General features: G+C 63.3%; 30 protein-coding genes and 1 pseudogene. 18 read left to right on the top strand and 13 right to left on the bottom strand.

Annotated features, from left to right (window positions below; translation table 11 throughout):
• The first annotated feature begins 26 nt into the window (after positions 1-26).
• Together ACQCS0_RS14790 and ACQCS0_RS14785 are read left to right on the top strand one after the other, a co-directional pair.
• Positions 27-638, top strand: coding sequence for a TetR family transcriptional regulator C-terminal domain-containing protein (locus ACQCS0_RS14790; protein WP_354153424.1), 612 nt, complete (start codon positions 27-29; stop codon positions 636-638).
• Positions 639-732: 94 nt separating this feature from the next.
• Positions 733-1344: a hypothetical protein gene (locus ACQCS0_RS14785; protein ID WP_282328775.1), complete on the top strand. Its 612-nt coding sequence runs from the start codon at positions 733-735 to the stop codon at positions 1342-1344.
• 39 nt (positions 1345-1383) lie between these two features.
• Here the strand turns inward: ACQCS0_RS14785 and ACQCS0_RS14780 are convergent, their stop codons facing one another.
• Both ACQCS0_RS14780 and dapD read right to left on the bottom strand, forming a co-directional pair.
• On the bottom strand, positions 1384-2241 hold the full coding sequence (locus ACQCS0_RS14780; RefSeq protein ID WP_426939806.1) for a hypothetical protein: 858 nt from the start codon (positions 2239-2241) through the stop codon (positions 1384-1386).
• A 7-nt stretch (positions 2242-2248) separates the two neighbouring features.
• The gene (gene dapD / locus ACQCS0_RS14775) at positions 2249-3289 is read right to left on the bottom strand and encodes a 2,3,4,5-tetrahydropyridine-2,6-dicarboxylate N-succinyltransferase (RefSeq protein ID WP_354153426.1); all 1041 of its coding nucleotides are present in this window, start codon (positions 3287-3289) and stop codon (positions 2249-2251) included.
• Positions 3290-3337: 48 nt separating this feature from the next.
• On the opposite strand from dapD, the gene dapE reads away from it, so the two are divergent.
• Positions 3338-4474, top strand: a complete 1137-nt coding sequence (gene dapE, locus ACQCS0_RS14770) for a succinyl-diaminopimelate desuccinylase (protein WP_354153427.1) — start codon at positions 3338-3340, stop codon at positions 4472-4474.
• A 97-nt stretch (positions 4475-4571) separates the two neighbouring features.
• Here the strand turns inward: dapE and ACQCS0_RS14765 are convergent, their stop codons facing one another.
• The 4 genes from ACQCS0_RS14765 to ACQCS0_RS14750 all read right to left on the bottom strand — a co-directional run bounded on the left by ACQCS0_RS14765 (position 4572) and on the right by ACQCS0_RS14750 (position 7881).
• The gene (locus ACQCS0_RS14765; RefSeq protein WP_354153428.1) at positions 4572-5429 is read right to left on the bottom strand and encodes an amino acid ABC transporter permease; all 858 of its coding nucleotides are present in this window, start codon (positions 5427-5429) and stop codon (positions 4572-4574) included.
• Positions 5426-6076 (bottom strand): amino acid ABC transporter permease, encoded by a 651-nt coding sequence (locus ACQCS0_RS14760; protein WP_160672472.1) that lies wholly within the window; start codon positions 6074-6076, stop codon positions 5426-5428. Before ACQCS0_RS14760 ends, ACQCS0_RS14765 begins: the two co-directional genes overlap by 4 nt.
• Positions 6077-6167: 91 nt before the next feature.
• Positions 6168-7052, bottom strand: coding sequence for a glutamate ABC transporter substrate-binding protein (locus ACQCS0_RS14755; protein ID WP_354153429.1), 885 nt, complete (start codon positions 7050-7052; stop codon positions 6168-6170).
• 73 nt (positions 7053-7125) lie between these two features.
• Positions 7126-7881 (bottom strand): amino acid ABC transporter ATP-binding protein, encoded by a 756-nt coding sequence (locus ACQCS0_RS14750; RefSeq protein WP_354153430.1) that lies wholly within the window; start codon positions 7879-7881, stop codon positions 7126-7128.
• A 116-nt stretch (positions 7882-7997) separates the two neighbouring features.
• Between ACQCS0_RS14750 and ACQCS0_RS14745 the strand changes: the two genes are divergently transcribed.
• From ACQCS0_RS14745 to ACQCS0_RS14730, 4 genes are all read left to right on the top strand, one after another.
• Positions 7998-8780 carry a TIGR00730 family Rossman fold protein gene (locus ACQCS0_RS14745; protein ID WP_354153431.1) on the top strand — a complete coding sequence of 261 codons (783 nt, stop codon included), beginning with the start codon at positions 7998-8000 and terminating at the stop codon, positions 8778-8780.
• A gap of 23 nt (positions 8781-8803) precedes the next feature.
• The gene (locus ACQCS0_RS14740; RefSeq protein WP_354153432.1) at positions 8804-9202 is read left to right on the top strand and encodes a DivIVA domain-containing protein; all 399 of its coding nucleotides are present in this window, start codon (positions 8804-8806) and stop codon (positions 9200-9202) included.
• 62 nt (positions 9203-9264) lie between these two features.
• Positions 9265-10446, top strand: coding sequence for a hypothetical protein (locus ACQCS0_RS14735; protein ID WP_354153779.1), 1182 nt, complete (start codon positions 9265-9267; stop codon positions 10444-10446).
• Between the two features lie 235 nt (positions 10447-10681).
• Positions 10682-10849, top strand: a complete 168-nt coding sequence (locus ACQCS0_RS14730; RefSeq protein WP_354153433.1) for a DUF3117 domain-containing protein — start codon at positions 10682-10684, stop codon at positions 10847-10849.
• 84 nt (positions 10850-10933) lie between these two features.
• Here the strand turns inward: ACQCS0_RS14730 and ACQCS0_RS14725 are convergent, their stop codons facing one another.
• Positions 10934-11566, bottom strand: a complete 633-nt coding sequence (locus ACQCS0_RS14725) for an O-methyltransferase (RefSeq protein ID WP_056343985.1) — start codon at positions 11564-11566, stop codon at positions 10934-10936.
• A gap of 227 nt (positions 11567-11793) precedes the next feature.
• Here ACQCS0_RS14725 and sigE point away from each other — a divergent pair, with 227 nt between their 5' ends.
• The 3 genes from sigE to ACQCS0_RS14710 all read left to right on the top strand — a co-directional run bounded on the left by sigE (position 11794) and on the right by ACQCS0_RS14710 (position 13781).
• Entirely contained in the window at positions 11794-12411 is a 618-nt protein-coding gene (gene sigE / locus ACQCS0_RS14720) for an RNA polymerase sigma factor SigE (RefSeq protein ID WP_354153434.1), read from the top strand.
• Positions 12412-12419: 8 nt separating this feature from the next.
• Positions 12420-13301: an anti-sigma factor gene (locus ACQCS0_RS14715; RefSeq protein ID WP_354153435.1), complete on the top strand. Its 882-nt coding sequence runs from the start codon at positions 12420-12422 to the stop codon at positions 13299-13301.
• 69 nt (positions 13302-13370) lie between these two features.
• Complete coding sequence (locus ACQCS0_RS14710) at positions 13371-13781, top strand: Sec-independent protein translocase TatB (RefSeq protein ID WP_354153436.1); 411 nt, start codon at positions 13371-13373, stop codon at positions 13779-13781.
• 25 nt (positions 13782-13806) lie between these two features.
• Here ACQCS0_RS14710 and ACQCS0_RS14705 read toward each other — a convergent pair whose 3' ends face one another.
• Genes ACQCS0_RS14705 through ACQCS0_RS14695 form a run of 3 tightly spaced genes read right to left on the bottom strand, consistent with a single transcriptional unit; the run spans position 13807 to position 16977 of the window.
• On the bottom strand, positions 13807-14934 hold the full coding sequence (locus tag ACQCS0_RS14705; protein WP_354153437.1) for an Mrp/NBP35 family ATP-binding protein: 1128 nt from the start codon (positions 14932-14934) through the stop codon (positions 13807-13809).
• Positions 14935-14945: 11 nt separating this feature from the next.
• Entirely contained in the window at positions 14946-15701 is a 756-nt protein-coding gene (locus ACQCS0_RS14700) for a DUF1003 domain-containing protein (protein WP_354153438.1), read from the bottom strand.
• Positions 15694-16977, bottom strand: a complete 1284-nt coding sequence (locus ACQCS0_RS14695; RefSeq protein ID WP_185261097.1) for a magnesium transporter MgtE N-terminal domain-containing protein — start codon at positions 16975-16977, stop codon at positions 15694-15696. The genes ACQCS0_RS14700 and ACQCS0_RS14695 overlap by 8 nt, the downstream gene beginning before the upstream one ends.
• Before the next feature lie 77 nt (positions 16978-17054).
• On the opposite strand from ACQCS0_RS14695, the gene ACQCS0_RS14690 reads away from it, so the two are divergent.
• On the top strand, positions 17055-18050 hold the full coding sequence (locus ACQCS0_RS14690) for a general stress protein (RefSeq protein ID WP_354153439.1): 996 nt from the start codon (positions 17055-17057) through the stop codon (positions 18048-18050).
• A gap of 108 nt (positions 18051-18158) precedes the next feature.
• Here the strand turns inward: ACQCS0_RS14690 and ACQCS0_RS14685 are convergent, their stop codons facing one another.
• On the bottom strand, positions 18159-18512 hold the full coding sequence (locus ACQCS0_RS14685; RefSeq protein WP_354153440.1) for a hypothetical protein: 354 nt from the start codon (positions 18510-18512) through the stop codon (positions 18159-18161).
• Positions 18513-18696: 184 nt separating this feature from the next.
• Positions 18697-20295 (bottom strand): aminopeptidase P family protein, encoded by a 1599-nt coding sequence (locus ACQCS0_RS14680; RefSeq protein ID WP_354153441.1) that lies wholly within the window; start codon positions 20293-20295, stop codon positions 18697-18699.
• 71 nt (positions 20296-20366) lie between these two features.
• Here ACQCS0_RS14680 and ACQCS0_RS14675 point away from each other — a divergent pair, with 71 nt between their 5' ends.
• On the top strand, positions 20367-21221 hold the full coding sequence (locus ACQCS0_RS14675) for a PHP domain-containing protein (protein ID WP_354153442.1): 855 nt from the start codon (positions 20367-20369) through the stop codon (positions 21219-21221).
• Between the two features lie 40 nt (positions 21222-21261).
• Here the strand turns inward: ACQCS0_RS14675 and ACQCS0_RS14670 are convergent, their stop codons facing one another.
• The gene (locus tag ACQCS0_RS14670; RefSeq protein ID WP_426939805.1) at positions 21262-21780 is read right to left on the bottom strand and encodes a hypothetical protein; all 519 of its coding nucleotides are present in this window, start codon (positions 21778-21780) and stop codon (positions 21262-21264) included.
• Between the two features lie 562 nt (positions 21781-22342).
• On the opposite strand from ACQCS0_RS14670, the gene ACQCS0_RS14665 reads away from it, so the two are divergent.
• The 6 genes and pseudogenes from ACQCS0_RS14665 to ACQCS0_RS14640 all read left to right on the top strand — a co-directional run bounded on the left by ACQCS0_RS14665 (position 22343) and on the right by ACQCS0_RS14640 (position 26288).
• Positions 22343-23134: an amino acid ABC transporter ATP-binding protein gene (locus tag ACQCS0_RS14665; protein WP_354153443.1), complete on the top strand. Its 792-nt coding sequence runs from the start codon at positions 22343-22345 to the stop codon at positions 23132-23134.
• Positions 23134-23778 (top strand): amino acid ABC transporter permease, encoded by a 645-nt coding sequence (locus ACQCS0_RS14660; RefSeq protein WP_354153444.1) that lies wholly within the window; start codon positions 23134-23136, stop codon positions 23776-23778. Before ACQCS0_RS14665 ends, ACQCS0_RS14660 begins: the two co-directional genes overlap by 1 nt.
• Positions 23775-24431 carry an amino acid ABC transporter permease gene (locus ACQCS0_RS14655; RefSeq protein WP_282328796.1) on the top strand — a complete coding sequence of 219 codons (657 nt, stop codon included), beginning with the start codon at positions 23775-23777 and terminating at the stop codon, positions 24429-24431. Before ACQCS0_RS14660 ends, ACQCS0_RS14655 begins: the two co-directional genes overlap by 4 nt.
• A 70-nt stretch (positions 24432-24501) precedes the next feature.
• Positions 24502-25338 carry an ABC transporter substrate-binding protein gene (locus ACQCS0_RS14650; RefSeq protein WP_354153445.1) on the top strand — a complete coding sequence of 279 codons (837 nt, stop codon included), beginning with the start codon at positions 24502-24504 and terminating at the stop codon, positions 25336-25338.
• A 118-nt stretch (positions 25339-25456) separates the two neighbouring features.
• Positions 25457-25582, top strand: a pseudogene (locus ACQCS0_RS14645) (IS4 family transposase); the annotation flags it as partial.
• Between the two features lie 139 nt (positions 25583-25721).
• A complete protein-coding gene (locus ACQCS0_RS14640) occupies positions 25722-26288 on the top strand; it encodes a hypothetical protein (protein WP_426940236.1) in 567 nt (188 codons plus the stop codon).
• Positions 26289-26296 lie beyond the last annotated feature (8 nt).

Raw genomic sequence — 26296 nt, 5'->3', positions numbered from 1 at the left:
AAGCACGGGTGTGCTAAATACTAAAGGTGCCTAAACTTGTTGATGCCGAAGCCCGGCGCGCAGAAATCGTTCAAGCGGTCTTCAGGATCATCGCCGGCGACGGCCTCGAGCGTGCGTCCCTGCGGGAGGTGGCCGACGAAGCCGGCCTCGCCGTGGGCTCCGTCCGGCACTACTTTGCCGGCAGCGAAGAGCTGCTCAGCCATTCCTTTGCCGCGGTTGTGGATCGGATCATGGTCCGCCTCACAGCGGCATTGCCGGCGATGGCCGCCAGCGTACCCGGGACCGGCCCGCATCGTGAAGCGGTTTTAACCCTGTTGAGTGAATTTCTGCCGCTAGACGAGGAACGGGCGGTGGACGCCTGTGTGTGGATGGCCTTCAAGAACGCGGCCAGGATCCGCCCCTTCCTCGCAGCCGAGGCCGATCGGAGCCACCGGGAGGTGGCCGCCGTGGTCGGGCAGGTCATCACCGCACTGGTACCGGACGACGGCGACGGGCAGCAGTCGCTGGCGGTCGAGGCGGAGAGGCTGCTGGCTACGCTGGACGGGCTGTGCATGCACGCCCTCCTGCAGCCCGCCTGGATGACGGCACAGATGTGCCATGACGTCCTGGACCGGCACCTGAAGAGCCTGGCCGCCTGACGTTACCGTCCGGTGGCATCGGGAATAGACTGGGAGCCGGGGGAGCGGAACCGGCTGGTCAGGCCGGTACAGGCAGGCCACAGGAGGAGTAGGGATGCATCACACAGGTGGTTCCGGCTGGCAGATTACTACGGATACGTCCGGGCCTCTGATGATCGCGCTCTTTGTCCGCGATGCGGCAGGACTCGACGGCGCAGGCCACCCCGCGTTGTCGAATACCGCGCCGAAGATCCGCCCTGCCGACCACTCGCATCTCACCTCCGACGTCGGCGGGCTGAGCGCCCTCAAGACCGAATGGGAAGCCTGGTGGGAGCAGCTGCTGAAGGCGCATCCCCAGACGTCACCTGAGCTGTCCCCGCCGGATTTTGGGGAATTCGGAAATTCCCCGGCCCTCCAGCGCGTCCTGCAGGCGCATTTCGGGTCCGCCCTGACCTGGGCACGGGAGCGCCGCAGCGAGTACGCCAGGCTGGAAGCCGAACGGGTGGCCAGCGGTTCGGACCAGCTGTTGGGCGACATGGTGGATGACCGCCTGCTGGAGGTCGGCCGGGGGTCACGGGACTTCACCCTGACCATCATCGAACTGCCTCTGAACGAACAACGGGCGTGGTATTTGGAGCCGGACAAGATCATCATGAGCCATAACCTCATGTCCGCGCCGGAGCTCTTCCGCAGCTACGTCCAGCCCGTGGTGGACATCCTGGTCTGAGGTTCCGCGGTCACCACGCTGGCCTCAGTAAACGGGCAGTCAGCGGCCGGTGCCGGCCGGTGCCACAGTAATGCTGACCTGGCCGGCCGGAGCGTCAGATTCCCGCCAGCCGCCCTGATCCTCACGGTCCCAGCTGCGGCCGGCAACGTCCACACGCGTTACCGCCAGGCCCTTCGCGTTGGCAACTGCCCAATGCGCCACGGACCATGCCTGGGTGCCGTCAGCTTCCACCACGAGGGACTCAATTTCCGTGGTGATCGCAAGCGGCCCGAACGCCAGGGCGAGCTCGGACTCGACGGCGGCGGGGATGCCCGGCTCCTGCGGCGCGCGCAAAGTGCACAGCACGGAGGCGGGCGTCTGGCCGGTCAGGCCGGACGCGAAGAAGCGGCCCATATCTTCGTGTTCTGCGTAGGCGAGGGGGTATGCCGAGCGCTGGACGCGCTGTGCGGCATCGGTGATCTCCAAGGACTCATAGCCGGGAATCTTGACCAGTGCATCGTAGAACGCATTGGCAGCGTAGTACGGGTCCATGATCTGGGCCTCGGTGCCCCACCCCTGAGAGGGGCGTTGCTGGAAGAGTCCGCGGGAGTCAGGGCCAGCATGGTCGCCATGGCCGATATTGCGCAGCTTGGATTCCTGCATGGCGGTGGCAAGAGCGATGCTGGCTGCCCGGGCAGGCAGCCCACGCTGCACTGCCACCGCTGTGATCAGTGCGGCGTTAACTGCCTGGTCCGTTGCAAGCTCCGCGCTCTGGGTTCCGACCTCGGCCGTGCAGCGCTCCGTGACCAGGGTTTCGGAGCGCTGCAGGAAGGAGGCCGCAGTGTAGATTCCGGCGCCCGCCAGCGCCAGGGTAAGCAGCAGCACGCTGGGGCGAACGAAACTGCGACCACGTGCCACCGACAGGTCAGTTGGCGTGGAGGGCGTGGTTGAGTTCCACCGTCTGGCCCTTGCGCGGCAGCACCTCTACGGCGCCGGTGGTGGAGTTGCGCCGGAAGAGGAGGTTGGGGACGCCGGACAGCTCGGCTGCCTTCACGATCGTGGCGGTGTCTTCGCCGTCCTCGTCCTTGGGCCCGGGAACAAGCACTCGGGTTCCAGCGGTGACGTAGAGGCCTGCCTCCACCACGGAGTCATCGCCCACGCTGATGCCGACGCCGGAGTTGGCGCCCAGCAGGACGCGCTCACCGATGACGATTTTTTCCTTGCCGCCCCCGGAGAGGGTGCCCATGATCGACGCGCCGCCTCCCACGTCGCTGCCGTCGCCGGCCACGACGCCGGCCGAGATGCGGCCTTCCACCATGGAGGCGCCCAGGGTGCCGGCGTTGAAGTTCACAAAGCCTTCGTGCATCACGGTGGTGCCTTCGGCGAGGTGGGCACCGAGGCGGACGCGGTCGGCGTCGGCGATCCGGACACCGGAAGGCACCACGTAGTCCACCATGCGCGGGAACTTGTCCACGCCGTAGACGGTGACGGCACCACGGCGGCGAAGCTTGGCGCGGGTCAGCTCGAAGCCTTCCACAGCGGCGGGACCGAAGTTGGTCCACACCACGTTGGGGAGCTTGCCGAAGACGCCATCCAGGTTGATAGTGTTGGGCCGGACCAGCCGGTGGGAGAGGAGGTGCAGGCGGAGGTATGCATCGGCGGTGTCGGCCGGAGCTTCATCGAGGTTGATCTGGACGAAGACCACCTTCTGCTCGGTCCCTCGGTCCGCGTCGGAGCCGCTTTCGGCGAGCTGGACCAGGGTTTCGTCCGCATTCTCCACGGCGCGCAGGTTATCGGCCGCAACACCCAGTGCAGGCGCGGGGAACCAGACGTCGAGGACGGTGGCTTCAGAATTTTCCCCACCGGTGGCAGTAGCGATGGTTGCCAAGCCGAAGCCGTAGGCGGAGCGGGCTTCGGAAGTTGCGTTTTGGTTCTCGGGCGCGGCGGAAGTAGCAGTCTCAGTCATGGCCCCAGTCTATCGAGGCAGGCGCCGGGTTCGAACTAGACTGGCAACGTGACTGCCGAAACCGCTCCTGAATCGATCACCGTGCCTTTGGACCTCCGTCAGGATGTCTCCGTGCTGACAGCCGCCCTGATGGACATCAACAGTGTGTCCGGGAACGAGACGGACCTGGCTGACGCCGTCGAGGTGGCGCTGCGGGCCATCCCCGAACTCCACGTGGTCCGCGACGGTGACTCCATCATCGCCCGCACCGAACTGGACAGGGCGGAACGCGTCATCCTCGCCGGACACCTGGACACAGTGCCGTTGCCCGTGACCGAAGGAGCGCGCGGTACCGTTCCGTCCACCTGGGAATCCGGTGTCCCGGGGGAGGGCGTGCTCTACGGACGAGGAGCCACGGACATGAAAGGCGGCGTCGCCGTGCAGCTTGCGCTGGCGGCCACAATGTTCGACGGCGGCGCGGAACCTAAGCGGGACGTCACCTTTGTGTTCTACGACCACGAGGAAGTGGAAGCGGTCAAGAGCGGGCTGGGTCGCCTGGTCCGCAACCACGGCAGCCTCCTGGGCGGGGACTTTGCCATCCTCCTGGAGCCGACCCATGGCACCGTCGAGGGTGGCTGCAACGGCACCAGCCGTTTTGAGGCCACTACGGTGGGCGAGGCCGCGCACTCCGCGCGGGCGTGGATGGGCAGCAACGCCATTCACGCGGCGGCAACCATCCTTGCCAGGCTGGCGGCTTATGAACCCCAGACCATCAACGTGGACGGACTGGACTACCGGGAGAGCCTCAACGCTGTGAAGATCAACGGCGGCACGGCGGGTAACGTCATTCCGGACCGGTGCGTGGTGGAGATCAACTACCGCTTCGCCCCGGACAAGACGCCGGACCAGGCGGAGGCGCATGTCCGGGAACTGTTGGAGGGCTTCGCTGTGGTCCGCACGGACGCAGCCGCCGGCGCCCGCCCGGGACTGAACCACCCTGCCGCCGCGTCTTTCGTGGCCGCGGTGGGAGCCGAACCGAAACCAAAATACGGCTGGACCGACGTCGCGCGTTTCAGCGAACTGGGGATCCCGGCAGTGAACTTCGGGCCCGGTGATCCGCTGCTGGCCCACAAGGACAACGAGCACGTTGATGCCGACGCCATCCGGGAGTGCCTGCGGGCGTTGCGGAGCTGGCTGGCGGCGTAGCTCCTCCCGAAAGGCAAAAGCACCAACAACAGGCTCCACACAAAAGGTCCGGAAACCCCTGGAGGGTTCCGGACCTTTTGCGTGTGCGCGCGTGCTGCTATTTGCGTTCCGATACGTCCGGTAGTTCAGGTGCGACCACTGCGGTTGGCGCCGGCGCAACACCGCCTGCCGTTTTCGTCGAACCCCGGCGCTCGATCCAGATTGCGAGCCGGGAAACGCAGATGTTGATCACAATGTAGATCGCGGCAGCTACGAAGAAGATGGGGAACAGGAACGCGTTACCTAGGAAGTCCGCCATGACCTGCACCGCGCGCAGAAGTTCGCCGTACGCCACGATGTAGCCCAGCGAGGTGTCCTTCAGGAGCACCACCAGTTGGGCAACCAGCGACGGCATCATGCGCCGGACCGCCTGCGGCAGCTCGATGAGCAACCGGGACTGGAAACTGGTCAGGCCGATGGTCAGGCCCGCCTCCCGCTGTCCCCTCGGCAGTGACTGGATGCCGGCCCGGATGATCTCCGCGAAGATAGCGGTGTTGTAGAGGACGAGCCCCGTCACCACCGCGACGAAGGAACTCGTCCCGAATACCAGCAGGACGAAGAGCATCATCAGGACAACCGGCATGCCGCGCAGGAACTCCAGGACCACGCGGGCCGGAATCCGGATCCAGGCGACCAGCGAGATGCGCAGCAGGCAGAACAACAGGCCGAGGGGGAAAGCGATCACTGCGGCGAGGGCGGCGGCGCTGAGCGTGGCACCGAGGCCATTGCCGAGCAGCATCCAGACGTCGCCCCGGGTGAAGATCGCCCAGCGGCGGCCTTCAAAAATGCCTTGCTGGGCGAGGGTCATGACGATCCATGCCAGAAGTCCCAGGATCAGCACGGTTCCAACCACGGAACCGATCAGCGAGACCCGGCGCGCTTTGGGGCCGGGAACGTCGTAGAGCACTGAAGTCATCGGGCAATCGCCACCTTTCGTTCCACCGTGCTGGCAAGGACGCCCAGCGGAATGGTGAGGAGCAGATAGAAGAACGCAACGCCCAGCAGAACTGCCATGACCTGGTCACCGTTGGCGTTGGCCATTTGGCGGCCGTAGCCGAACAGTTCCAGGACAAAGAACGCGCCGGCGACGGAGGAGTTCTTGACGAGGGCGATCAGGATGTTGATCAGCGGCGGGATCACAGTCCGCAACGCCTGGGGAAGAATGATGAGGTTCAGGACCTGGCCGAAATTCATGCCGATACTGCGGGCGGCCTCCGCCTGGCCAAGAGGGACGCTATTAACGCCTGAGCGGACTGCTTCGGCGATGAAGGCCGCTGTGTAGGCGCTGAGGGCGATGATCGCTGCGACCTCGAACTGCTGGAATGTTACGCCGAGGCGGGGCAGGACGATCGCCGCGAAAAAGAAGGCAATGGTCAGCGGAGTGTTCCGGAGAATCTCCACGTAGACGGTGCTGAATCCCCGGAGGGCCGCAACGGGCGAAACGCGGGCTGCTGCCAGGAGTGTTCCGAGAATGAGGGCGATGATCCCGGAGACGACGGACAGGAAAAGGGTGCGGAGAAGGCCTTCCCAATAAAGGGGGAGGTTTTCAATGATGACTTCCATAGGATCCTTCGGCTCTGGCGTAGGGGGTCAAAGCAGGCTGGCGGCTTCCGGGGAACGCGTGCAGCAAATCCCCGGAAGCCGCCGTGGCTACCTAGTAGCGTTTGATGGCGGGAAGTTCAGGGGCGGTCTTGATGACCGAACCTGCAGTTGCTTCCCAGGCCTTCTTGTAGGACCCGTCCTTGCCAAACGCCTCGAGCTGGTCATTGATCCAGTTGCGGAACTCGGTGTCGTCCTTCTTCAGGCCAATGCCGTACGGCTCTTTGGTGAAGGTTTGATCCGACGCCAGCTTGAAGGCATCCGGTTCCTTGTCCACAAAGCCGGCCAGGATCACGTTGTCCGTGGTGATCGCTTCGACCTGCTTGTTGCGCAGCGGCTCAAGGCAAGCGGAGTAAGTGGCTGCCGGCACGAGCTCGGCCTTGTACTTGTCCACGATCGTCGCGGCAGGGGTGGAACCGGTCACGGAGCAGACCTTCTTGCCTGCGACGTCCTCAGGCTTGGTGATGGACGTGTTGTCCTTGTTCACCATCAGCGCCTGACCGGCCTCGTAGTACGGGCCCGCAAAGCTGACAACCTGCTTGCGCTTGTCATTGATGGTGTACGTGGCAATAACAATGTCCACCTTGCCCTGCTCGATGAAGGGTTCGCGGTTGGCTGAGACAGTCTCTGACCATTCGATCTTGTCCGCAGCGATGCCCAGCTTGGCTGCGATCAGCTTGCCCATCTCGACGTCGAAGCCCACCGGCTTGCCGTCCAGGCCCACCTGGCCGAAGAGCGGCTGATCGTACTTGGTGCCGATCTTGATGGTGCCTGCGGCGGACAGCTTGGCCATGGTTGTGCCGGCGGCAAACGTCGGCTTGTCGGCAACGGTGGGATTACTGGTGCCGGGGGTGGTGCCGCCACAAGCGCTAAGGGACAAAGCCAGGGCAGCGGTGGCCGCCACGAAGAACGACTTCCGGCGGGTCATAAATGCCTTCATGACATTCCTTTCATTGATCGGCCGTGGGTCACGGCCTGGGTGCGAACTGCAGTGTGTGTTCGGTGTTGGGAAATCAGTGCGTGAGCAGCTTGGACAGGAAGTCCTTCGCGCGGTCAGTCTGCGGATTGGTAAAGAATTCTTCCGGTGTGGCGTCTTCGATGATCTGACCGTCAGCCATAAAAACCACGCGGTCGGCGGCCTTACGAGCAAAGCCCATTTCGTGGGTGACCACAACCATGGTCATGCCTTCCTTGGCCAGCTGGATCATGACATCGAGAACTTCGTTGATCATCTCCGGGTCAAGCGCAGAGGTGGGCTCATCAAAGAGCATGACCTTGGGCTTCATGGCCAGGGCGCGGGCGATGGCCACACGCTGCTGCTGGCCGCCGGAGAGCTGCGCCGGGAGTTTGGGGGCCTGATGACCCACGCCCACGCGCTCAAGCAACGCCATGGCTTCCTTGTCGGCCTGGGCCTTGGCAATGCCTTTGACCTTGATGGGACCAAGCGTCACGTTCTCAAGGATGGTCTTGTGCGCGAAAAGGTTGAAGGACTGAAAGACCATGCCGACGTCGGCGCGGAGCTGCGCCAGTTCTTTCCCCTCCGCCGGCAACACCTTTCCATCAATGCTGATGGTGCCGCCTTCGATGGTTTCGAGACGGTTGATGGCACGGCACAACGTGGACTTTCCTGAGCCTGACGGTCCAATGACCACCACCACTTCGCCCTTGCGGACGTGGAGATTGATGTCCTTCAATACGTGCAGCTGACCGTAATGCTTATTCACACCATTCAGGGAGACGAGCGCATCGCCGGGCACATGAGTAGTCATAAGAAGAATCTAGCGAACATTGGCTGGATATGAGGCGAATCACGCCAAGTTCGCGCGGATCGTGATTCAAGAGATACCTGCCACGGGCACGCCCGCCTTGGCATTAGCCTTGGAGGATGAGCATCAACGCAGATCCGGCCAAAACTTCCCAGCCGCGCCGTAAGGGGCCCCTTGAACTCCGCCGCAAGCAGGCAGCTGTGGAAATGTCGGACCAGCATCTGCTTGATACCAAGGGCGCCGGACAGTTCGTCCATTCAGACCCGTGGCGTGTCCTCCGGATCCAGAGCGAGTTCGTCGAAGGGTTCGGCGCGCTTGCCGATCTGGGGCCCGCCGTCAGTGTCTTCGGCTCGGCCCGTACCAAGCCTGGCAGCCCGTACTACGAAATGGGCATGGAAGTAGGCCGGAAGCTGGCAGCGGCAGGCGTGGCCGTCATCACCGGCGGCGGTCCGGGCTCCATGGAGGCCGCCAACCGCGGCACCGTGGAAGGCAACGGCGTCTCCGTCGGGCTGGGCATTGAATTGCCGTTCGAGCAGGGCCTGAACCAGTGGGTGGACCTCGGCATTAACTTCCGGTACTTCTTCGCCCGGAAAACCATGTTCGTCAAATATGCCCAGGGCTTCATCGTTCTTCCGGGCGGACTGGGGACATTGGATGAACTCTTCGAAGCCATGGTCCTAGTCCAGACCCGGAAGGTGACCTCCTTCCCGATCGTGCTCCTGGGCGTCGACTTCTGGGGGCCGATGATCGAATGGATCAAGGGCACCCTCGTGGCCGAAGGAATGGTCTCCGCAAAGGACCTGGACCTCATCCAGGTGGTGGACGATCCCGCAGAAGCGGTGCAGCTGGTGCTGCACGCGACGCCCCCCGTTCCCGCCAATGGCGAGCAACGGCCCGAATAGGCCGCCTGCGCGAATCTGGCACGATGGGTGCTGTGAGTTTTTTCCTGGTCTACTTCGCCATCGTGCTGATCGCCGCCACCCTGTGGGCAGGCGCCGGTGGCCGCCGCGGCATTCTGCGCAGCCTCCGCCGGGGCAGTGAACCGGCCACAGGCGCCGAGGTCCCGGAGAATCCGATTCTCTACCCGGGGTTCGGGCAGCCGCCCGCCAACCTTCCGCCGGTGCTACTGCCCGCGGACGCTGCACCTGCCGACGTCGACCGGGTCCGCTTTTCCCTCGGCCTGCGTGGGTACCGGATGGACCAGGTGGACCAGGTCCTCGACGAACTGCGGGACCAGATCGCGGCCAAAGACGAAGAAGTGGGCAGGCTCCGGGCACGGCTGCTGGACTCGGAACGGGCGGCGCACCCGGAGGCCGGAGCTTGAGCACTGACACAGGGGACCGGACGGGCCCGCCTGCGTTGATCACCGCATTCGGCGCCCGCGCCATGGGGGCGGTCCAACGCTGGCCCTGGTGGCTGCAGGTTGCCGCCCTCTACGCCACTGCCCGGATGGTCAGCGCCTGCATCTTTATGGCAGCAGCCCTGCACCAAGGGCCCAATCCGTGGTTTCCGGCCGTCCCTGACTACTGGAACTTCATCAATATCTGGGATGCGCGTTGGTACGGCCGGATCATCACCGACGGGTATCCCTCACCGCTTCCAACGGATGCCGCTGGCAACGTGCAGGAAAATGCGTGGGCCTTCTATCCGCTCTTCCCGGCCCTGGGCCGTGCGCTCGCGGGCCTGACCGGAATCAGCCCTGCCGCGGCGCTGACGGGCGTCGCTATGCTGGCGGGCTTGGGCGCGGCGCTGGTTTTGTATTGCTTGTTCAGGCACAAGGCTTCGCACACTGCGGCGCTTTGGGGGGTGGCATTTTTCGCGACCTTTCCGGTGTCCGCCATTCTCCAGGTCCCGTATGCGGAGCCGCTGACCGTTTTCCTGCTGGCCACCGCCCTGCTGCTCGTCATCAGGCGTCATTATTTCGTTGCCATGCCGGTGGTCCTGCTGCTGTGCCTCTCCCGACCTGTGGGCGTTCCCTTTGCCGCCATGGTGGGGCTTCTCTTCCTCTGGCGACTGGTCGAACGGGGGCGCGAGGAGCGGCCGGGCACCCACAGCCTCGGGGAGCTGGTCTCACTGGCGGGCCTAACCGTGGTGTGCGGGGCCTCGGCACTGCTGTGGCCGGCGGCGGCCTGGGCCGCCACCGGAGATATTGAGGCGTATACCAAAACCGAGACAGTGTGGCGCGGCCGTGACCTGGTGCCCTTCAAGCCCTGGTTCGACGCCGGCGTCGACCTCTTTGGCCCCGTCCTGGGGATCGTGGCGCCATTCGTCTTTGCAGGCCTTTTTGTGCTCCTGCTGTTCTCCCCGCCGGTGGTCCGGCTTGGTGTGGAGATGCGCCTTTGGTGCGCCTGCTACATGGGCTACCTCCTGGTGTTCCTCCACCCCCAGACCAGTACCTTCCGGATGTTGCTCCCGCTGTTCCCGTTGGCACTGGCAGCCGCGCTGTTGTCCCGGTCCAAGGCGTACCGCGGCACGGTCCTGACAATGTTTATCCTGCTCCAGATCGTGTGGATCGTCTGGCTGTGGGCATGGGCGCAGCTTCCGGGCGGCGGAGATTATCCGCCGTGATCGCGGGCGGCGCCTGGCCGGCGGATTGGGGAATCCGACGCGGCCGTAAATGTCCATCGATTAGCTACGTGCGGGTCATTACGGGATAATAGTAAGTAAGCAGGGACAAAAAGCATTCAGAAATGTTCAGCCGTGGCGGCATCAGTACGGGCCGCCATAGCGGCTTGATTTGACCATGCGGACACAGCCCATCCGGGCTGATATGTCCTGGGACTAAATGGAGGGGAAATTCCTCATGGCGGCTATGAAACCACGCACCGGCGACGGCCCTATGGAAGTCACCAAAGAGGGCCGCAGCCTGATCATGCGCGTACCGCTCGAAGGCGGCGGACGGCTTGTGGTGGAACTGAACGCTGCGGAGGCGGTCAACCTTAAGGAATGCCTCGTCGGCGTGACTGAATAAATCCTGTTCGGCATTGCCGAATAATCCCGCAGGGCCAGGGTCCGCAGCCAACCGGCTGCGGACCCTGGCTTATTTTCGGTGGAGCTACTTCTTGACCGCGACCAGCAGGCCGTCGCCGGTGGGAAGCATAGCGGACGCCAGGCGGTCGTCATCGCGGATTGCCTTCCCCACCTGGCGGAGCACCACAGTGTTGGACTCCCGGACAGCCGGGTTGGCCACGCGGTCCTTGTCCAGGGCGTCATTGATGATGAGCAGTCCGCCGGCCTTCAGGAGCCGGACGGCCTGTTCCACGTAGCCGGGCAGGCCGGGCTTGTCCGCGTCAACAAACACCAGGTCATAAGCGGAGTCGGTCAGGCGCGGCAGGACATCACCGGCGCGGCCGGAAATGGTACGCGTGCGGTTGGCCGGGCTGCCGGCCTCGGAAAAAGCTTCACGTGCAGCCTTGAGATGTTCCACGTCCACGTCGATGGTGGTCAGCACGGCCTGCGGTCCGAGCCCCCGCAGGATGCAAACCCCCGAGACACCTGCGCCTGTGCCGATTTCGACGGCGGTCTGGGCCTTCGAGCCCGCAGCCAACACCGTCAGCACCGCACCAACACCTGCGCCGATGGGGGTCACTCCCAGTTCGAAGGAGCGCTCCCTGGCACGAAGCATAACCTCATCCTCTGCGGGCAGATCTTCTGCATAGGACCAGCTCGTGGATTTGTCGGCGCTCATGTGATTCGCTTTCTGGGCGGCAGGGGAGTGTTTAGTACAGCCTACTGTGTGCGGGGGTGCCGGCCGGAGAAGGGAATCGTTGTGCCTCTGGCCGAATAACCGCCTTGGTCAGGAAATTCCCAGCCAAATTTGAAATAATGGATGTCCGGTCATCCGTGAGGTGACCGGCGCCGAACCAGAGATGTCAAAAGTATCCAGGCGATAGCAATCCACGATGGGAGTGGACGATGTCAGCATCAGGTATGGCACCTGTCCTTGCAACGCAAGTTTCCGCCGCTGTGTGGGTCAGGCCCACCTGGGAGGAAGTGGTGGCCAACCACTCCGCCAAGGTCTACCGGCTGGCGTACCGCCTGACCGGGAACAAGTTCGACGCCGAGGATCTCACCCAGGAAGTGTTCGTCCGCGTCTTCCGGTCACTGGAGAATTTCAAGCCAGGGACACTCGATGGCTGGCTGCACCGGATCACCACAAACCTGTTCCTGGACCAGGCGCGACGGAAGACCCGCATCCGCTTTGACGCGCTGGCCGATGACGCCGAATCCAGGATTCCAGGGCGGGAGCCCGGGCCGGAGCTAAGCTTCGAACTGAACAACCTGGACCTTGACGTCCAGGCCGCCTTGGAGGAACTGCCCCCAGACTTCCGCGCCGCCGTCGTTCTTTGCGACCTCGAAGGCCTGTCCTACGACGAAGTGGCCGCTGCGCTCGGCGTCAAACTGGGTACTGTCCGTTCCCGTATCCACCGGGGCAGGACCATGCTGCGCGAAAAGCTGGCCCACCGTGATCCCCGGCCTCAGCAGGGACGCAAGCCGAAGCTTTCGCTGCCGCGCATCGCCAGCATCCTCTGATCGGTACCATGACGCCCCAGAACCCCTTCGGCCGCCGGCATCCCCGCGGCGCCGAGCATGTGCAGGACTGCTCAGAATGTGCAGCCGCGCAGAAGCGTGAACGCCAGTACATCGAGCGTCTCCGTGACGCGGCCGTGCCACGTGCCAGCGATGACCTGACCGCCCGGCTGCTGGCGAGGACGCAGTTGCTGGCGGCTGCGGCCGAGCCAGCCCAGCGCCCGTACCAGGCCGTGAAAGTCCTTGCACTCACTGCCGGCGGTACAGCCGCAGCCGCAGGAATTCTTGCCGTCAGTGCGTTTGCGCTGGCAGGGGACAGCACGTCCGTCCCCCAAACGGCTATCAAGGGGAGCCTGGCGCAGCATACGGCCCAACTGCCGGCCGACGGCAGGGAGCTCGGTGCCCCGCAACTGCTCGCCCTTCGCTCGGAAGGCTGGGTCTGCCCGGAACTGGAGCAACTTGGGTTCCACGTCCGGATGGCAAATGCGATAACACTTAACGGGCGGCCGGCGGTGGAGCTGCGCCTGTCCGATGGAAGCCACTACGCCACGATCGTCGAACAGCATCCTGCGGACGTCCGGCAGGAGTCCGGTCAGGACGCAGGCCTGAGCACATACCAGTCGCATGAGAAGCTGATCGTCAGCAACACGGCCCCCTGGACGGCCGTTATTGAGACCACGGCCGGCACTTTTACGGTTGAGTCCGACCTCCCGGCGGAACAGGCCGACGACGCCGTTCCGCTGCTGGAGCGGCTCAGCGTCCTCGCCGTTAAAGGCATTAACACGGCTGCCAGCTCGGAGGCCGGCGCCTACCCGACGGTTGCAGCGGACGACTCCCCCGTGGCGCGGTTGGAACGGGGAATCCGCAAACTCGGGGAGATACTGGCTCCATGATACAGGCACTTTGCGACGCTGGCGGGCAAAAATCGTCAGCCGGGCTCCGGAGAGGGTAATCTTCCTAAAGTGTTTGGAATCAACGGCCCGGAGTTCTTCATCCTGCTGCTCATCGGCATCCTGGTGATCGGTCCCCAGCGCTTGCCCGAATACACCCAGAAACTTGCGAATCTGGTGAAGGAAGTCCGCCGGATGGCCTCCGGTGCGCGGGAGCAGATCAAGGAAGAAGTCGGCATCGACATTGATGATGTCGACTGGAAGAAATATGATCCCCGCCAGTATGATCCGCGGCGCATCATCAAGGAAGCCCTCCTGGACGACGACGCCAAACCCGTCAGTGCCGGCGCGCCGGCCGCGGTAGCTGCCGTCGCCGGAGCAGGGGCCGCTGCCACAGGCGGGACGGCTTCGTCCCGTCCGGAACGCGTGGTCCAGTCACTGCCCCCGGGCGAACCAGCCCCGTTCGATACCGAAGCAACCTAGGCGCAGTCGCCCCTGATGGGCTGCGCTAGCGCGGCTGCAGGCCCAGGCTCATCCCAGTGAGGCCTCGGGGCCTGGCAGCAAGTTTTCCCGCAATCTCGATCAGGGCAATGGCCGCCGGGGTCTCGGGCCGGCCCAGCACGATCGGCGCGCCCGCATCGCCGCCTTCCCGCAGCAGGATGTCCAACGGAATCTGTCCCAAAAGCGGAACATCGGTTCCCACCGTCGTCGTGAGTCTTTCGGCGAGGACCGCCCCGCCGCCGCTGCCAAACAGCTCCATCCTTCCGCCGTCGGGCATTTCCAGGTATGACATGTTCTCGATGACGCCGGCCACCGTCTGACCTGTCTGGGTGGCGATGGCACCGGCGCGCTCGGCGACGTCGGCAGCTGCGGCCTGCGGCGTGGTGACCACCAGGATCTCCGCCTTCGGCAGCAACTGGGCCACCGAAATCGCGATGTCACCGGTGCCGGGCGGCAGGTCGAGGAAGAGGGCGTCGAGGTCGCCGAAGTAGACGTCGGTCAGGAACTGTTCCAGGGCCCGGTGGAGCATCGGCCCACGCCAGGCAACCGGCTGGTTTCCGGCCACGAACATGCCGATGGAAATTACTTTCACACCGTAGGCCACCGGCGGCAGGATCATGTCGTCCACGCGGGTGGGCGCCTGCGTGATGCCCATCAGGGCGGGAACCGAGAATCCATGCACATCGGCGTCCACGATGCCCACCCTGAGGCCTTGGGCGGCCAGGGCGCAGGCCAGGTTGACCGTCAGCGATGATTTGCCCACGCCGCCCTTTCCGCTGGCCACAGCAAACACCTTGGTCAGCGACCCCGGCTCGTTGAACGGAATCCCGCGCTGGCCGGAGGCGCCGCGGAGCTGTTCCTTCAGGGCGTCCCGCTGGGCCTGGTTCATCACCTTCAGTTCAACGTCGACGGCGGTCACGCCTGGAACTGAGGAGAGCGCCTTTTCGGAGTCGGCAGTAATGGTCCCGCGCAGGGGGCAGCCCGCTATGGTCAGCAGGACGGCTAGCCTGACATGGCCGTCCGCAGAGATGTCCACGGACTCCACCATGCCCAGTTCCGTGATGGGACGGCGGAGCTCAGGATCGATCACGGTGGCCAGTGCAGCGTTGACAGCCTGCTCCAGAGGGTGGCTCATGCGGGGAGGGCTCAGCTTTCGGTGGTCGGGTTGTGCTCCGGGACGGCCTGTTCCTGAACGGATGGCTCCTTCTCGGCCTGGTCCTTAGCTGCCTGCTCTTTGGCGGCATGGCTGGCTTTGACCTTGGGAATCTGTTGCGTGCGGGGGTTCCGCTGTTTATCGCGTTTTTCCTTGAGCCTGTCCTTGATCTTCTCGCGCGGTGACTCGTGGCTGCCGGCTCCGGCGTGATCGTGTGTCCGCAGTTCCTCCTGCGCTTCCAGCATGTCCTCAAGGAGCGTGCGCAGCTCGGCCCGGACGTAGTCGCGGGTGGCAACCTCGCGCAGCGCGATCCTCAGGGACGCCAGTTCCCGGGTGAGGTACTCGGTGTCGGACAGGTTGCGTTCGGCGCGCTGCCTGTCCTGCTGTAGCGAAACGCGGTCGCGGTCATCCTGCCGGTTCTGGGCAAGCAGCAGCAGCGGGGCAGCGTACGAGGCCTGCAGCGAAAGCATCAGCGTTAGGAGCGTGTAGCCCAGGAGGCGCGAATCGAACTGCCACGCCTCCGGTGCCCACGTGTTCCAGACCAGCCAGATGACAACGAAGACGGTCATGTAGACCAGGAACTGTGGCGTGCCCATGAACCGGGCGAAGCCTTCCGTGGCGTGGCCGAACGCGTCCGGATCCGGCGAGAATTTTGGCAGGATGCGCTGGCGGCCGCTTAAAGGTGTGTCGAGCCCGCCCTTGGCTGCCGCCTTCTTGTTGGGATTCTTGGGGGCGCCGGTGTCAGCCAATGCGGCCTCCCAGTTTTCTTATCGGGGCTTCGCCATCATAGGCGCGCCAGTCATCGGGTAACAGATGATCCAAGACGTCATCAACAGTCACCGCCCCCACAAGCCGGCCGGCGTCGTTGACCACCGGAAGGGAGTTCAGGTTGTACGTTGCCAGGGTGCGGGCCACTTCGCTGATGTGGGCTTGATCGGACAACGGCTCAAGATTCTTGTCCACCAGGTTGCCCAAGGGCTCGAAGGGCGGGAACCGCAGGAGCTGCTGGATGTGGACCACACCCAGGAAGCGTCCAGTGGGGGTTTCCAGCGGAGGCCGGGTGATGAAGATGGACGAGGCCAGGGCGGGGGAGAGTTCCTCGCGGCGGACGTGGGCCAGTGCTTCGGCGACAGTCGCCTCCGGGGGAAGGATCACCGGAACCGGCGTCATCAGGCCACCTGCGGTGTCCTCGTCGTATTCGAGGAGCCGCCTGACGTCGTCGGCGCCTTCGGGTTCCATGAGCTGAAGCAGTTCTTCTGCCTGTGCTGTCGGCAGTTCGCCGAGGAGATCGGCGGCGTCGTCGGGATCCATTTCCTCCAGGACGTCGGCTGCGCGCTGGACGTCAAGGGCGGACAGGATTTCCACCTGGTCGTCTTCGGGCAGCTCCTGCAGGACGTCAGCCAACCTCTCATCCTGGAGTTCGCTGGCCACTTCGAACCGGCGTTTGTCGCTCATTTCCTGCAGTGCCTCGGCGAAGTCTGCGGGTTTGAGGTCCTCGTGGTTGGCGACGAACTGCGTGGCTGCCTGCGGTTCAGTGCGGGCACCCTGGAGGGCGTCGGCCCAGTCGATGATCATGGTCTCGTTCCGGCGCAGCCGGCTGAGCGGGGACAGCGAGTGGCCCCGGCGGACGAACAGCTTGCTTACGAACCAGTCGCGGGACCGGTGCTGGTCCATGGCGATGTCCTCGATGGTGGCGTCGCCGCTGCCGTCCCGGAGAGTGACGCGCCGGTCGAACATTTCCGCGACCACCAGCGTCTCCGCGCCGCGCTGTTCAAAGCGCCGGAGGTTGACCAGTCCCGTGCAGATGATCTGCGTCTGGTCGATGGAGGTAATGCGTGTCATCGGCACGAAGACCCGCTTTTTGCCGGGAACTTCGACGACGATACCCACCACGTGCGGGGCACCGCGGCTGCCACGTGAGAGCACCACCACATCGCGCAACCTGCCCAGGCGGTCGCCCAAAGGGTCGAAGACGTCAAGACCCAGCAGGCGGGCCACGAAGACGCGCGAAAGATTTGTGCTCACGTCTACAGGCTACCGAGTCTGCTCTCTTTTAGCTGAATTTACAGGCGGCTTACATGCTGATGGGCAAGAATGGGTGTATGTCAAACATTTTTGGTGCTCCCAAGGCCGGTGGCCCCAGTGGGCCCGACGACGCCCGGACGGTGCCTACCGGCGACACCGTGGGCTCGTACACCTCCTACTTGGATGCCCAGAAGGCGGTGGACTACCTCGCCGACCAGCAGTTCCCGGTCCACATGGTTTCGATCGTGGGCAACGAACTGAAGATGGTTGAGCGGGTGACCGGCCGCCTCAGCTACCCGCGGGTGGCTCTCTCCGGGGCGCTCAGCGGTATGTGGTTCGGCCTTTTCGTTGGCGTCATGCTTTCGTTCTTCGCACCATCGCCCGGCTACTTCTCGATCCTGGCGTCTGTGCTGATGGGCGCTGCCTTCTTTATGCTGTTCGGGATTGTCACGTATGCCATGCAGCGCGGAAAGCGGGACTTCACCTCCACCAGCCAGGTGGTGGCCACCAACTACGACGTTGTCGTGTCAGTCGAAGCCGCCCATGATGCGCGCCGGCTGCTCCAGCAACTGCCCATGAACCGGTCGGACGCAGCCGCTGCGCCTTACAATCCGCAGGGCTACCAGAACCAGGAGTACGGCCAACAAGGCCAGCCGGGCAGTCAACAGGGCCAGCCGGGCAGTCAACAAGGCCAGCCGGGCAGTCAACAGGGCCAGCCGGGCAGTCAGCCAGGTCCGGCCCCCGCGCGCCCTGCCAGCTGGAATGACCCCTACGGACAGCAGGGTGCTGGTACCCCAGGACAGGGGACAGTCCAAAATGCGGGCCACGCCGCCGGCCCAGAGCAGGGCGCGCAGCCGGAGGCAGCGGCCCAGCCGGCGAAGGCTCCCGCGGCCGCCGTCCGCTACCCGGACCTCCCTGACGGCCGGCCCCAGTACGGAGTCCGTGTCACAGACCAGGCCACTACCGGCCAGCCTGGCTCAGAACAGCAAGGCACAGGCCAGCAGACCACAGAACAGTCCCAGACGCAGTCCCTGCCTGACACCACCAAGGACTCCGGCGAATCCACGCACTAGGCAGCGCCCCGGAGGCCTGGTTATATACATGGCCCGAGGAGCGATGCCGGCAGTAAGCAAACAACTCCGCCCGGTGCAGCAACTGCTGCACCGGGCGGAGTTGTTTGTTTAGCTGTCCTTCTTGACGCTGCCAGCTGTCAGTCCACCAATGAGGTACTTCTGGAACATGAAGTACAGCACCACGACAGGGACGGCGCAAACCAGCGAGGCCGCCATCAGCTGCGAGTACACGGGGATTGCGCCACCCTCGACCGCGGACGCGAAGACCTGCAGCCGTAAAGGGTTGGAGGTCTCGCCCGGGGGACGAGTGGGCATTAGGGCGTACTTGTACTTGCCTTTGACGGCTGAGGCGTCCAGTGCGGGGATGGACAGCGGCGACGCCATGGGGAAGTAGGCTGCCTTGCCGGCCGCGAAGGCGGCCAGGGCCTTCGGATTTGCCCACCAAACAGAGGACGGGTCCAATCACCTTGTCCTTGGTCACCCAGCCGAAGTACGTCTCGTAGGCTTCTTGGCGATGGGGTCATCGAGACGAGTAATCATCAACGCCAACTTTTGGCAAGCGATTGCCAAAAACTGTTATGAGAGTTTCACCGGGGCCTATGACTGTCCAGCGCATCCGTGCGGAGATGCGCTGGACGTACGTTCTCTAGCCGTTATCGCCGGTTGGCAACCCGCCGTCCAGCTCCTGATAGATGCCTGCCATCCAGGACTGGATGTCATCGGCCTTGCGGGGCAGCGCGGCGCTGAGGTTCACCGGACCATCGGCGGTCATCAGGATGTCGTCCTCGATCCGCACTCCGATGCCGCGGTACTCAGCCGGGATGGCCAGGTCCTCGTTCTTGAAATACAGGCCCGGTTCGATAGTGAAGACCATGCCCGGCGTAAGGATGCCGTCCAGGTACAGCTCCCGCTTTGCCTGGGCACAGTCGTGGACATCCAAGCCTAGGTGGTGACTGGTGCCATGGGGCATCCAACGTCTGTGCTGCTGGCCTTCGGGGCTGACGGCTTCCTCGACGCTCACTGGGAGCAGCCCCCACTCGGCGAGGCGTTCCGCCAACACGGTGGTTGCGGCGGTGTGGATGTCACGGAACCTCGCACCCGGCCGGGCAGCGGCGAAGCCGGCGTCGGCAGCATCCAGGACTGCCTCGTAGACCTTGCGCTGAACATCAGTGAACGTACCGTTGGCCGGCAGCGTCCGGGTGATATCGGCGGTGTAGAGCGAGTCCGCTTCCACACCGGCATCGAGCAGCAGCAGTTCGCCGGCGTTGATCCGGCCGGTGTTCCGAGTCCAGTGCAGGACGGTGGCATTGTTTCCGGCGGCGGCGATGGTGTCGTAGCCCAGTTCGTTGCCTGCCTCGCGGGCACGGGCAAAGAACGCGCCTTCCACGACGCGCTCGCCGCGGGCATGGGTCAGGGCGCGGGGCAGGGCCTTGACTACCTCCATGAAGCCCTCGACAGTCGCAGCTACTGCGGTCATCATCTGTTCGATTTCCCACTCATCCTTCAGCAGGCGGAGTTCGGACAGCGCTTCGGAAAGTTTTTCATCCAGTGCATCCAGGACAGCCAGGTCCAGGTTGTCCGGGTCCTTGGCAGTGTTGTACCGGGCAGTATCCACCAAGGCATCGATGTTCTCGTCCACCTTACGGACCAGCCTGATGGAGATGCCGCCGATTTCGGGCGCGCCCACGTTCTTGGTGATCGCTGATTCAAGTCCATCGATGTGGGCCGTAGCCAGGCCCAGGCGTCCTTCGAACTCGGCCAGTGTGGGCCGTGCACCGATCCAGAACTCGCCGGAACGGGAGTCAGCGTAGAACTGTTCTGTATCCCGGCCGGCCAGCGGACGGAAGTACAGTGTGGCACGGTGGTGGCTGCCGCCGTCGCCCTTTCCTTCACCGGCAGGCTCCAGAATGAGGACAGCGTCCGGCTCGTGGTCCAGGCCCAGCCCGGTGAGATGCGCAAAGCCGGAATGAGGACGGAACCTGTAGTCGCAGTCGTTGGAGCGGACCTTCAGCGGACCGGCCGGGATGACCAGGCGTTCGCCTTTGAACTTCTCCGAGATGGCCTTACGCCGGGCCGCGGCGTAGTGGGCCACGGCGTCGAGCGCCGGAAGTTGTTGCTCGGAAGGCGCCCAATTGCTGGCCATAAAGGCCTTGAATGCAGCGGAACTGGGCCGCTGAGAGCGGTTGTTGACGCGCTCATCGAGGGGCTGGGAAGCAGAGTTCAGGGTATTTTCGGCATCGTTCACGGCACCATCGTCTCACCAGCACCGAGACCAGGGCCAATACCCGCGCCGGCGCGGTCAACTAGGCTGGGCAGGTGAGGATTGACCTGCATGCCCACTCGAATGTTTCGGACGGCACCGAAACCCCCGCCCAAGTGATGGCTTCGGCTGCCCGGGCGGGCCTGGACGTGGTGGCACTGACCGATCACGACTCCACCGATGGCTGGGCTGAAGCGTCCATCGCCGCACGGGAAAACGGGATGGCAATGGTTCCCGGCATGGAGGTTTCCTGCCGGACCGGGCAGGGCATCAGTGTGCATCTGTTGAGTTATCTGCACGATCCTGCCCATCCGGGGCTGCTTGAAGAGATCACCAAGGCCAAGGACGCGCGCCTCACCAGGGCGGAACGTATGGTGACCTTGCTGGCCGAAGACTACCCGCTGACGTGGGACGACGTTATCCACCATGTGGCTCCAGGGGCCACCCTGGGGCGGCCGCACATCGCTGATGCCTTGGTGGCGGCCGGTGTGGTTTCGGACCGCTCGGAGGCGTTCACGTCCATCCTGACGTCCCATTCGCGCTACTTTGTCCAACACTACGCACCCGATCCGGCCACCGCCGTCGAACTGGTCCGTGCCGCAGGTGGCGTTCCCGTGTTCGCCCACCCTGTGGCGTCCGGCCGGGGCCGGATCGTGGGGGAGCGCACCTACCGCGACATGATCGACGCCGGCCTGGCAGGGCTGGAGATCGATCACCGCGACAACCCGGAGGAGGGGCGGGAATTCCTCAGGAGCCTTGCCGCCAAGCACGGACTGCTGATCACGGGTTCCTCGGATTACCACGGGACCGGAAAACCCAATCTTTTCGGGGAGAATCTCACTGCACCGGAGGTCCTCGCAAGGATAGAGGAATTGGGTACGGGAACCGCAGTTGTGCGCGCGGATCTGTAGCTAAGGAGCGCGCATTGACCATTAGTCAACGCTGAGTACTCTAGCGCTTACTGGGGAGCGGCGAAGGCCCATTGCGTGTCTCGTCGTAAGCAGTGCCCAACGAGTTTCCATCGGTGATTGCGGCCGCTCCTACGACACGCACTGCATCCACGAGCACAGCTGCCTGCGCTGCCCGCTGCTGCGGCCCGATCCCACGGCCAGACCCCGTCTGGCACAGATCCGCGATAACCTCATTGAGCGCATCGCCAAAGCCGAGTCCCACCGCTGGCTCGGAGAAGCCGAAGGCCTCAAAGTCAGCCTCGCAGGGGCCCGCGCCAAACTTGCCGAAATGGACCAAATCACCGAGCGCCGCAACACGACCCAACTCGGCATGCCCACCTTCACTCAACCCGCCGGCCCGTGATCCATTCCATCCCGGAGACCAGGGATCTCTCACTTCCTCGTACAAGCCTGCGGACACCAACGCCAGCACCTTTTCCACCACATCCGGCGGAAAAACCCCCGTCAAAACGCTGATCGAGACATGATGACTCAACCGCTCAGGACCCTCGTGTGTCACACATCCACTACGCACCACGCCGAAAGATCAACCATTTATTCATAGTAACTGAAGATGAATTGATAGCGTTTTGATACTTTTTTTTTCACAAATTGATTCCTATGATTAAGCCCACTAACAACGATGTTAATCAAGGAGTACAAGTGATCCGAGCCAGTCCTCCCGCCGAACCTCTGAGGCAACCACGATTTGTGTCGAGCGCACGTATGGGGCGGCGAGACTCTATGGTGGCCTCGTCTCTCCCTGCGGGCAGATTCCGGCCCGGGCCCACGGCTCCGCGCCTAGCGAGATTACTGTCAAAGTAACGGTCGTGATCACCATCCTGAGCGGACACTTCTTGCAGCCGGTTCGAACCTTGCAGCGTTCTGTAACTCACGGTGTACCTGGCTGATTTCACGGATTTCGACGCCTACACCCTGGCGTATCTCAAACGTTTCTCCGGATACCCGCTAGCGCCCCGAACGACCGTGCAAGTGGCGGGATTTCGTGGAGACAAACGATTTGAAATCAGCGCGATTGCGGCGCACGGTGCCGCGAGTTCTTCCAATGAAGGAAAACAATCATGAATCATCCCGTGAACAATACTGAAGAGTCTGCGCCAATGTTTCTGCGAGCCAGCGGAATCACCAAGAAATACAAGGAACACCGAGCAGTGGACAATGTCACGCTCGAAATCGATCAAGGTGAAGTAGTGTCGATCATCGGCCCGAGTGGAGCGGGGAAGAGTACCTTTCTGAGGTGCATCAACTTCCTTGAAATGCCGACCGAGGGCACGGTGTCGATCGGCAAGGAATCTGTTGCGGTCCGGACCGACTCTCGACTGCCTTCGAGGGCAGAGCTCGCCGCGATTCGGCGAAGCGTAGGTATGGTGTTCCAGTCGTTTAATTTGTTTCCTCACCTCACTGCGCTGCGGAACATCTCACTTGCCCAGGAGCGCGTGCTGGGGCGCTCCGGCGAAGAGGCCGACGAGAAGTCCTATCAGCTTCTGAAGCGTGTCGGGCTCGATAAAAAAGCGAAGGCCTATCCCGGTCAATGCTCCGGCGGGCAGCAGCAACGCATCGCCATTGCGCGAGCCCTCGCACTCGACCCTCTGGTCATGTTGTTCGACGAACCAACTTCCGCCCTTGACCCTGAGGTGGGTGCGGAAGTTCTGGCGGTAATGCGTGAACTCGCCGATGAAGGAATGACCGCGATCGTGGTCACCCACGAAATGTCCTTTGCGCGGGACGTCTCCGACCGCATGGTGGTCATGGTCGACGGCTCGGTGGTTGAGGAAGGGGATCCGCACGCTATTATGAGTGCGCCGTCCCATGAACGCACCCGCCAGTTCCTCAGCGCAGTTGTGGGGCGTTGATGTTAGGAGTCGTCGGGTACATCGCGCTCGGAATCGGTGCCACGCTGTTGATCACGGCATCAGCTTTCACCATCGGCGGGATTCTCGCCATACCGCTTGCTCTCGCGCAGCGATCGCGATTCGCTTTTCTCCGGATTCTTGTGCGAGGAGTGGTCAACCTGGTGCGCGCGGTGCCACCGCTCGTGTGGCTCTTTCTCGTGTTCTTCGGCTTCGCCGAACTGGGGTTGCGGATGTCTCCGCTGATGGCGGCGATCGCCACTTTTAGTTTCATCGCCATGAGTTACTTCGCGGAGATCTATCGGGCCGGGCTGGCCGCCCTCAGTCGGGGCCAAGAAGAGGCCAGCGCGGCACTCGGGCTGAGCACCGTCGACAGCTACCGCTTCATTGTGGTTCCTCAGGTGTTTCGGGTTGTCGGCCCGATGATGGCCAGCTACGGAATTGGTCTTCTGAAAGATTCAGCTCTGGCATCCACCATCGGCGTCGTGGAACTCACGTTCCGTGCCGCCTCCCAGGCGCAACAGACAGGTCAGGGGCTAACTGTTTTCGCCATCGTCGGGATCATCTACTTGATCTTAAGCCTTCCCCTCGCCATTGTGTCCCGGCAGGTCGATAGCCGGCTGCGCGCAAGGTTCTCAGTCGCATGATCGAGAACTTGCTGTCCTGGACACAGTACTTGCCGGCCCTCTCCAAGGGTGTCGGTGTCGCTCTCTCCATGACCGGGATCGTGATCGTTCTCGGATACCTTTTGGGACTCATACTCGCCTATGCGAGCGTGAGCAAGCTCCAGGTGATTAAGATCGTCGCACTCGTCATCGTCGAGGTCGGACGCGGAGTTCCTCTGCTCGTGCTGCTCTACATCGTTTACCAGGGCCTGCCTCAATTGCAGCTGACTCCGACAGCATTCGCGTCGGCGGTGATCGCGTTCACCTGGTCGGCGGGCGCCTACTCTGCAGAGGTCATCCGAACCAGCATTGATGCGGTGCCCAATGGTCAGAGCGAAGCCGCGATCGCGGTCGGCATGAACCGTCTCGATTCGTTCCGATTCATCATCGCGCCGCAGGCAATCCGCGTGGGAATTCCGCCACTGATGAATATCGCAATCCAGTTCTTCCAGTTCACGTCACTGGCCTATGTCATCACGGTTCCCGAAATTATGCAGGCAGCCTATTTTCAGGCAACCGTCACTTTCGACTACTTCTCCGTGTTCCTCGCCGCCGCGTTCCTCTACGCAGTGATCACGATCCCCGCGACAATGCTCGTCTCGCGATTGGAGCGTCACCTAGCCAAACATCTGTAGCACGCGAACCCGTCAACTCCAGAAGTCAAATTTGTTGCCCAGCCACAATTCAGAAAGCGATGAAACTTCAATGAAGAAGAAACTTGCCATCCTCACCGCAGCTGTCGGACTATCTCTTGTCCTCACGAGCTGCGCGAACGAGGGTGCGGCACCCTCCGATTGCACGCCGAAGCACAATGTGACCACAGTCGAGACCGGCTTCCTGACGGTTGCGGCCTATCAGTATCCTCCGTTCGCATACCCAGAGGGAGCTGGTGTCGGCGGCGCTGAAGGCGCGATTCTCACCGAGATCGCAGCGATGGAGTGCCTGAAGGTCAAAGCCATCCCCGGTGCGGGCGCAGCAATGATCCCCTCAATCACGTCCAAGCGCGCCGACACCACGGCGGGAAGCTGGTACCGTACCGCCGAACGAGCAAAGGTTGTGCTGCTCAGCGACCCCGTTTTCGCCGACCGGCTGATCATCGTTTCCCAGAAGGGCGTGGCCACGGTACCCGACCTTAAAGGTCACAAGGTGGGCTCCATTCTCGGATTCCTGTGGAATGACGACCTCCAAACGTACCTCGGTGACAGTGTAAAGCTGTATGAAACCGCGCAGGCTATGTACGCCGACCTTGCAGCCGGCCGGATCGATGTCGTGATCGACACCTACCCATCCGCGAAGTCGACCTTGGAGAAGAGCCCGATCGACGGTTTGAAGTTTGAGGTGCCGCCCGCTGATCCCGCAATCCTCTCAACCGTGAAGCCGGGTCAAATCAACTTCCCCGTCAACCTTGACAACCCAGGTCTGGTCGCCGCCTTCAATGCCGACGTCGCGGAGTTGAGGAAGAGCGGAAAGCTGGAAAAGATCCTCGTGTCCTTCGGATTCAAGCCCGACGCCGCGGAGCCGGGAGAACCCAACCTGCTCTAGCCCCAATGCCGTTTACTTAGCTCAGGGTGTGTTAATGTTTCGGGATGGCGCGTAGTGGATAGGTGATCTCGGACGGGTTTTCCGGTGAGCAGCGCAGCCGGTACTTCCCTCGCGCTTGATGCTCTATTACGTGATGGCGTTGGCGTTGTTGTCCGCAGGCTCGTACGAGGAAGTGAGAGGTCCCTGCCCTCCGGGATGGAATGGATCACGGGCCGGTTTCCGCCACTGGCAGATCCCGACGAAGGCCGCGATTTTCAAGGCCCGGACCAGGCTCGGTTCGGCCGCGATGGCGGAGTTGTTCGCCGAGACCGCCAAGCCGTTGGCGGGACCGGGCGGGCCTGGCTTCTACAAGGGGTGGCGCGCAGTCCGTGGAAGGGACCTGCTTGGACCTGGCCGACACACCCGCCAACGAGCACGCGTACGGCCGGCCCGGAACGGCCACGGACCTCAAGAGCTCCTACCCGCAGGCGAGGGTCCTCGGTCTGGTCGAATGCGGCACACACGCGGTGACCGGCGCCGTGGTCTCCGGTTCCTCCGCCAGCGGGCACGACCTGTATCCGGGCCTCCTCCACAGGCTGGAGGAGGACATGCTGGCGATGGCAGACCGCGGGTTCTTCTCGTACACGGCTGGGAAGGACAGAGCCGGAATCGGGGCGGCCCTGTTGTGGCGGGTCAGGGCCAATGCCGTGCTGCCCGTACTCGAGGAAGTCGAGGACGGTTCCTACCTTTCCGCGGTCTACCCGACCCCGAAGGCCAGGCGGAACAACTACAGACCCCGGGCCCTGGATCGGCCTTTTCCCCCTAAACGCCTGGCCGAAGCCTTCACCGCATTCTGCCAGGAAATCCTGAACGAACTATTACCCTCGCGCCGGCAACGCACCAACCCACGCGTCATCAAACGGAAGATGCCCAATTGGCCGCTGAAAAGACTACCAAGAAAACCTAAGTAAACGGGCCA

This window comes from Pseudarthrobacter sp. S6 (assembly GCF_050156575.1).
In the GTDB taxonomy this organism is placed as follows: domain Bacteria; phylum Actinomycetota; class Actinomycetes; order Actinomycetales; family Micrococcaceae; genus Arthrobacter.
This window is presented reverse-complemented; position numbering and strand designations above follow the sequence as displayed.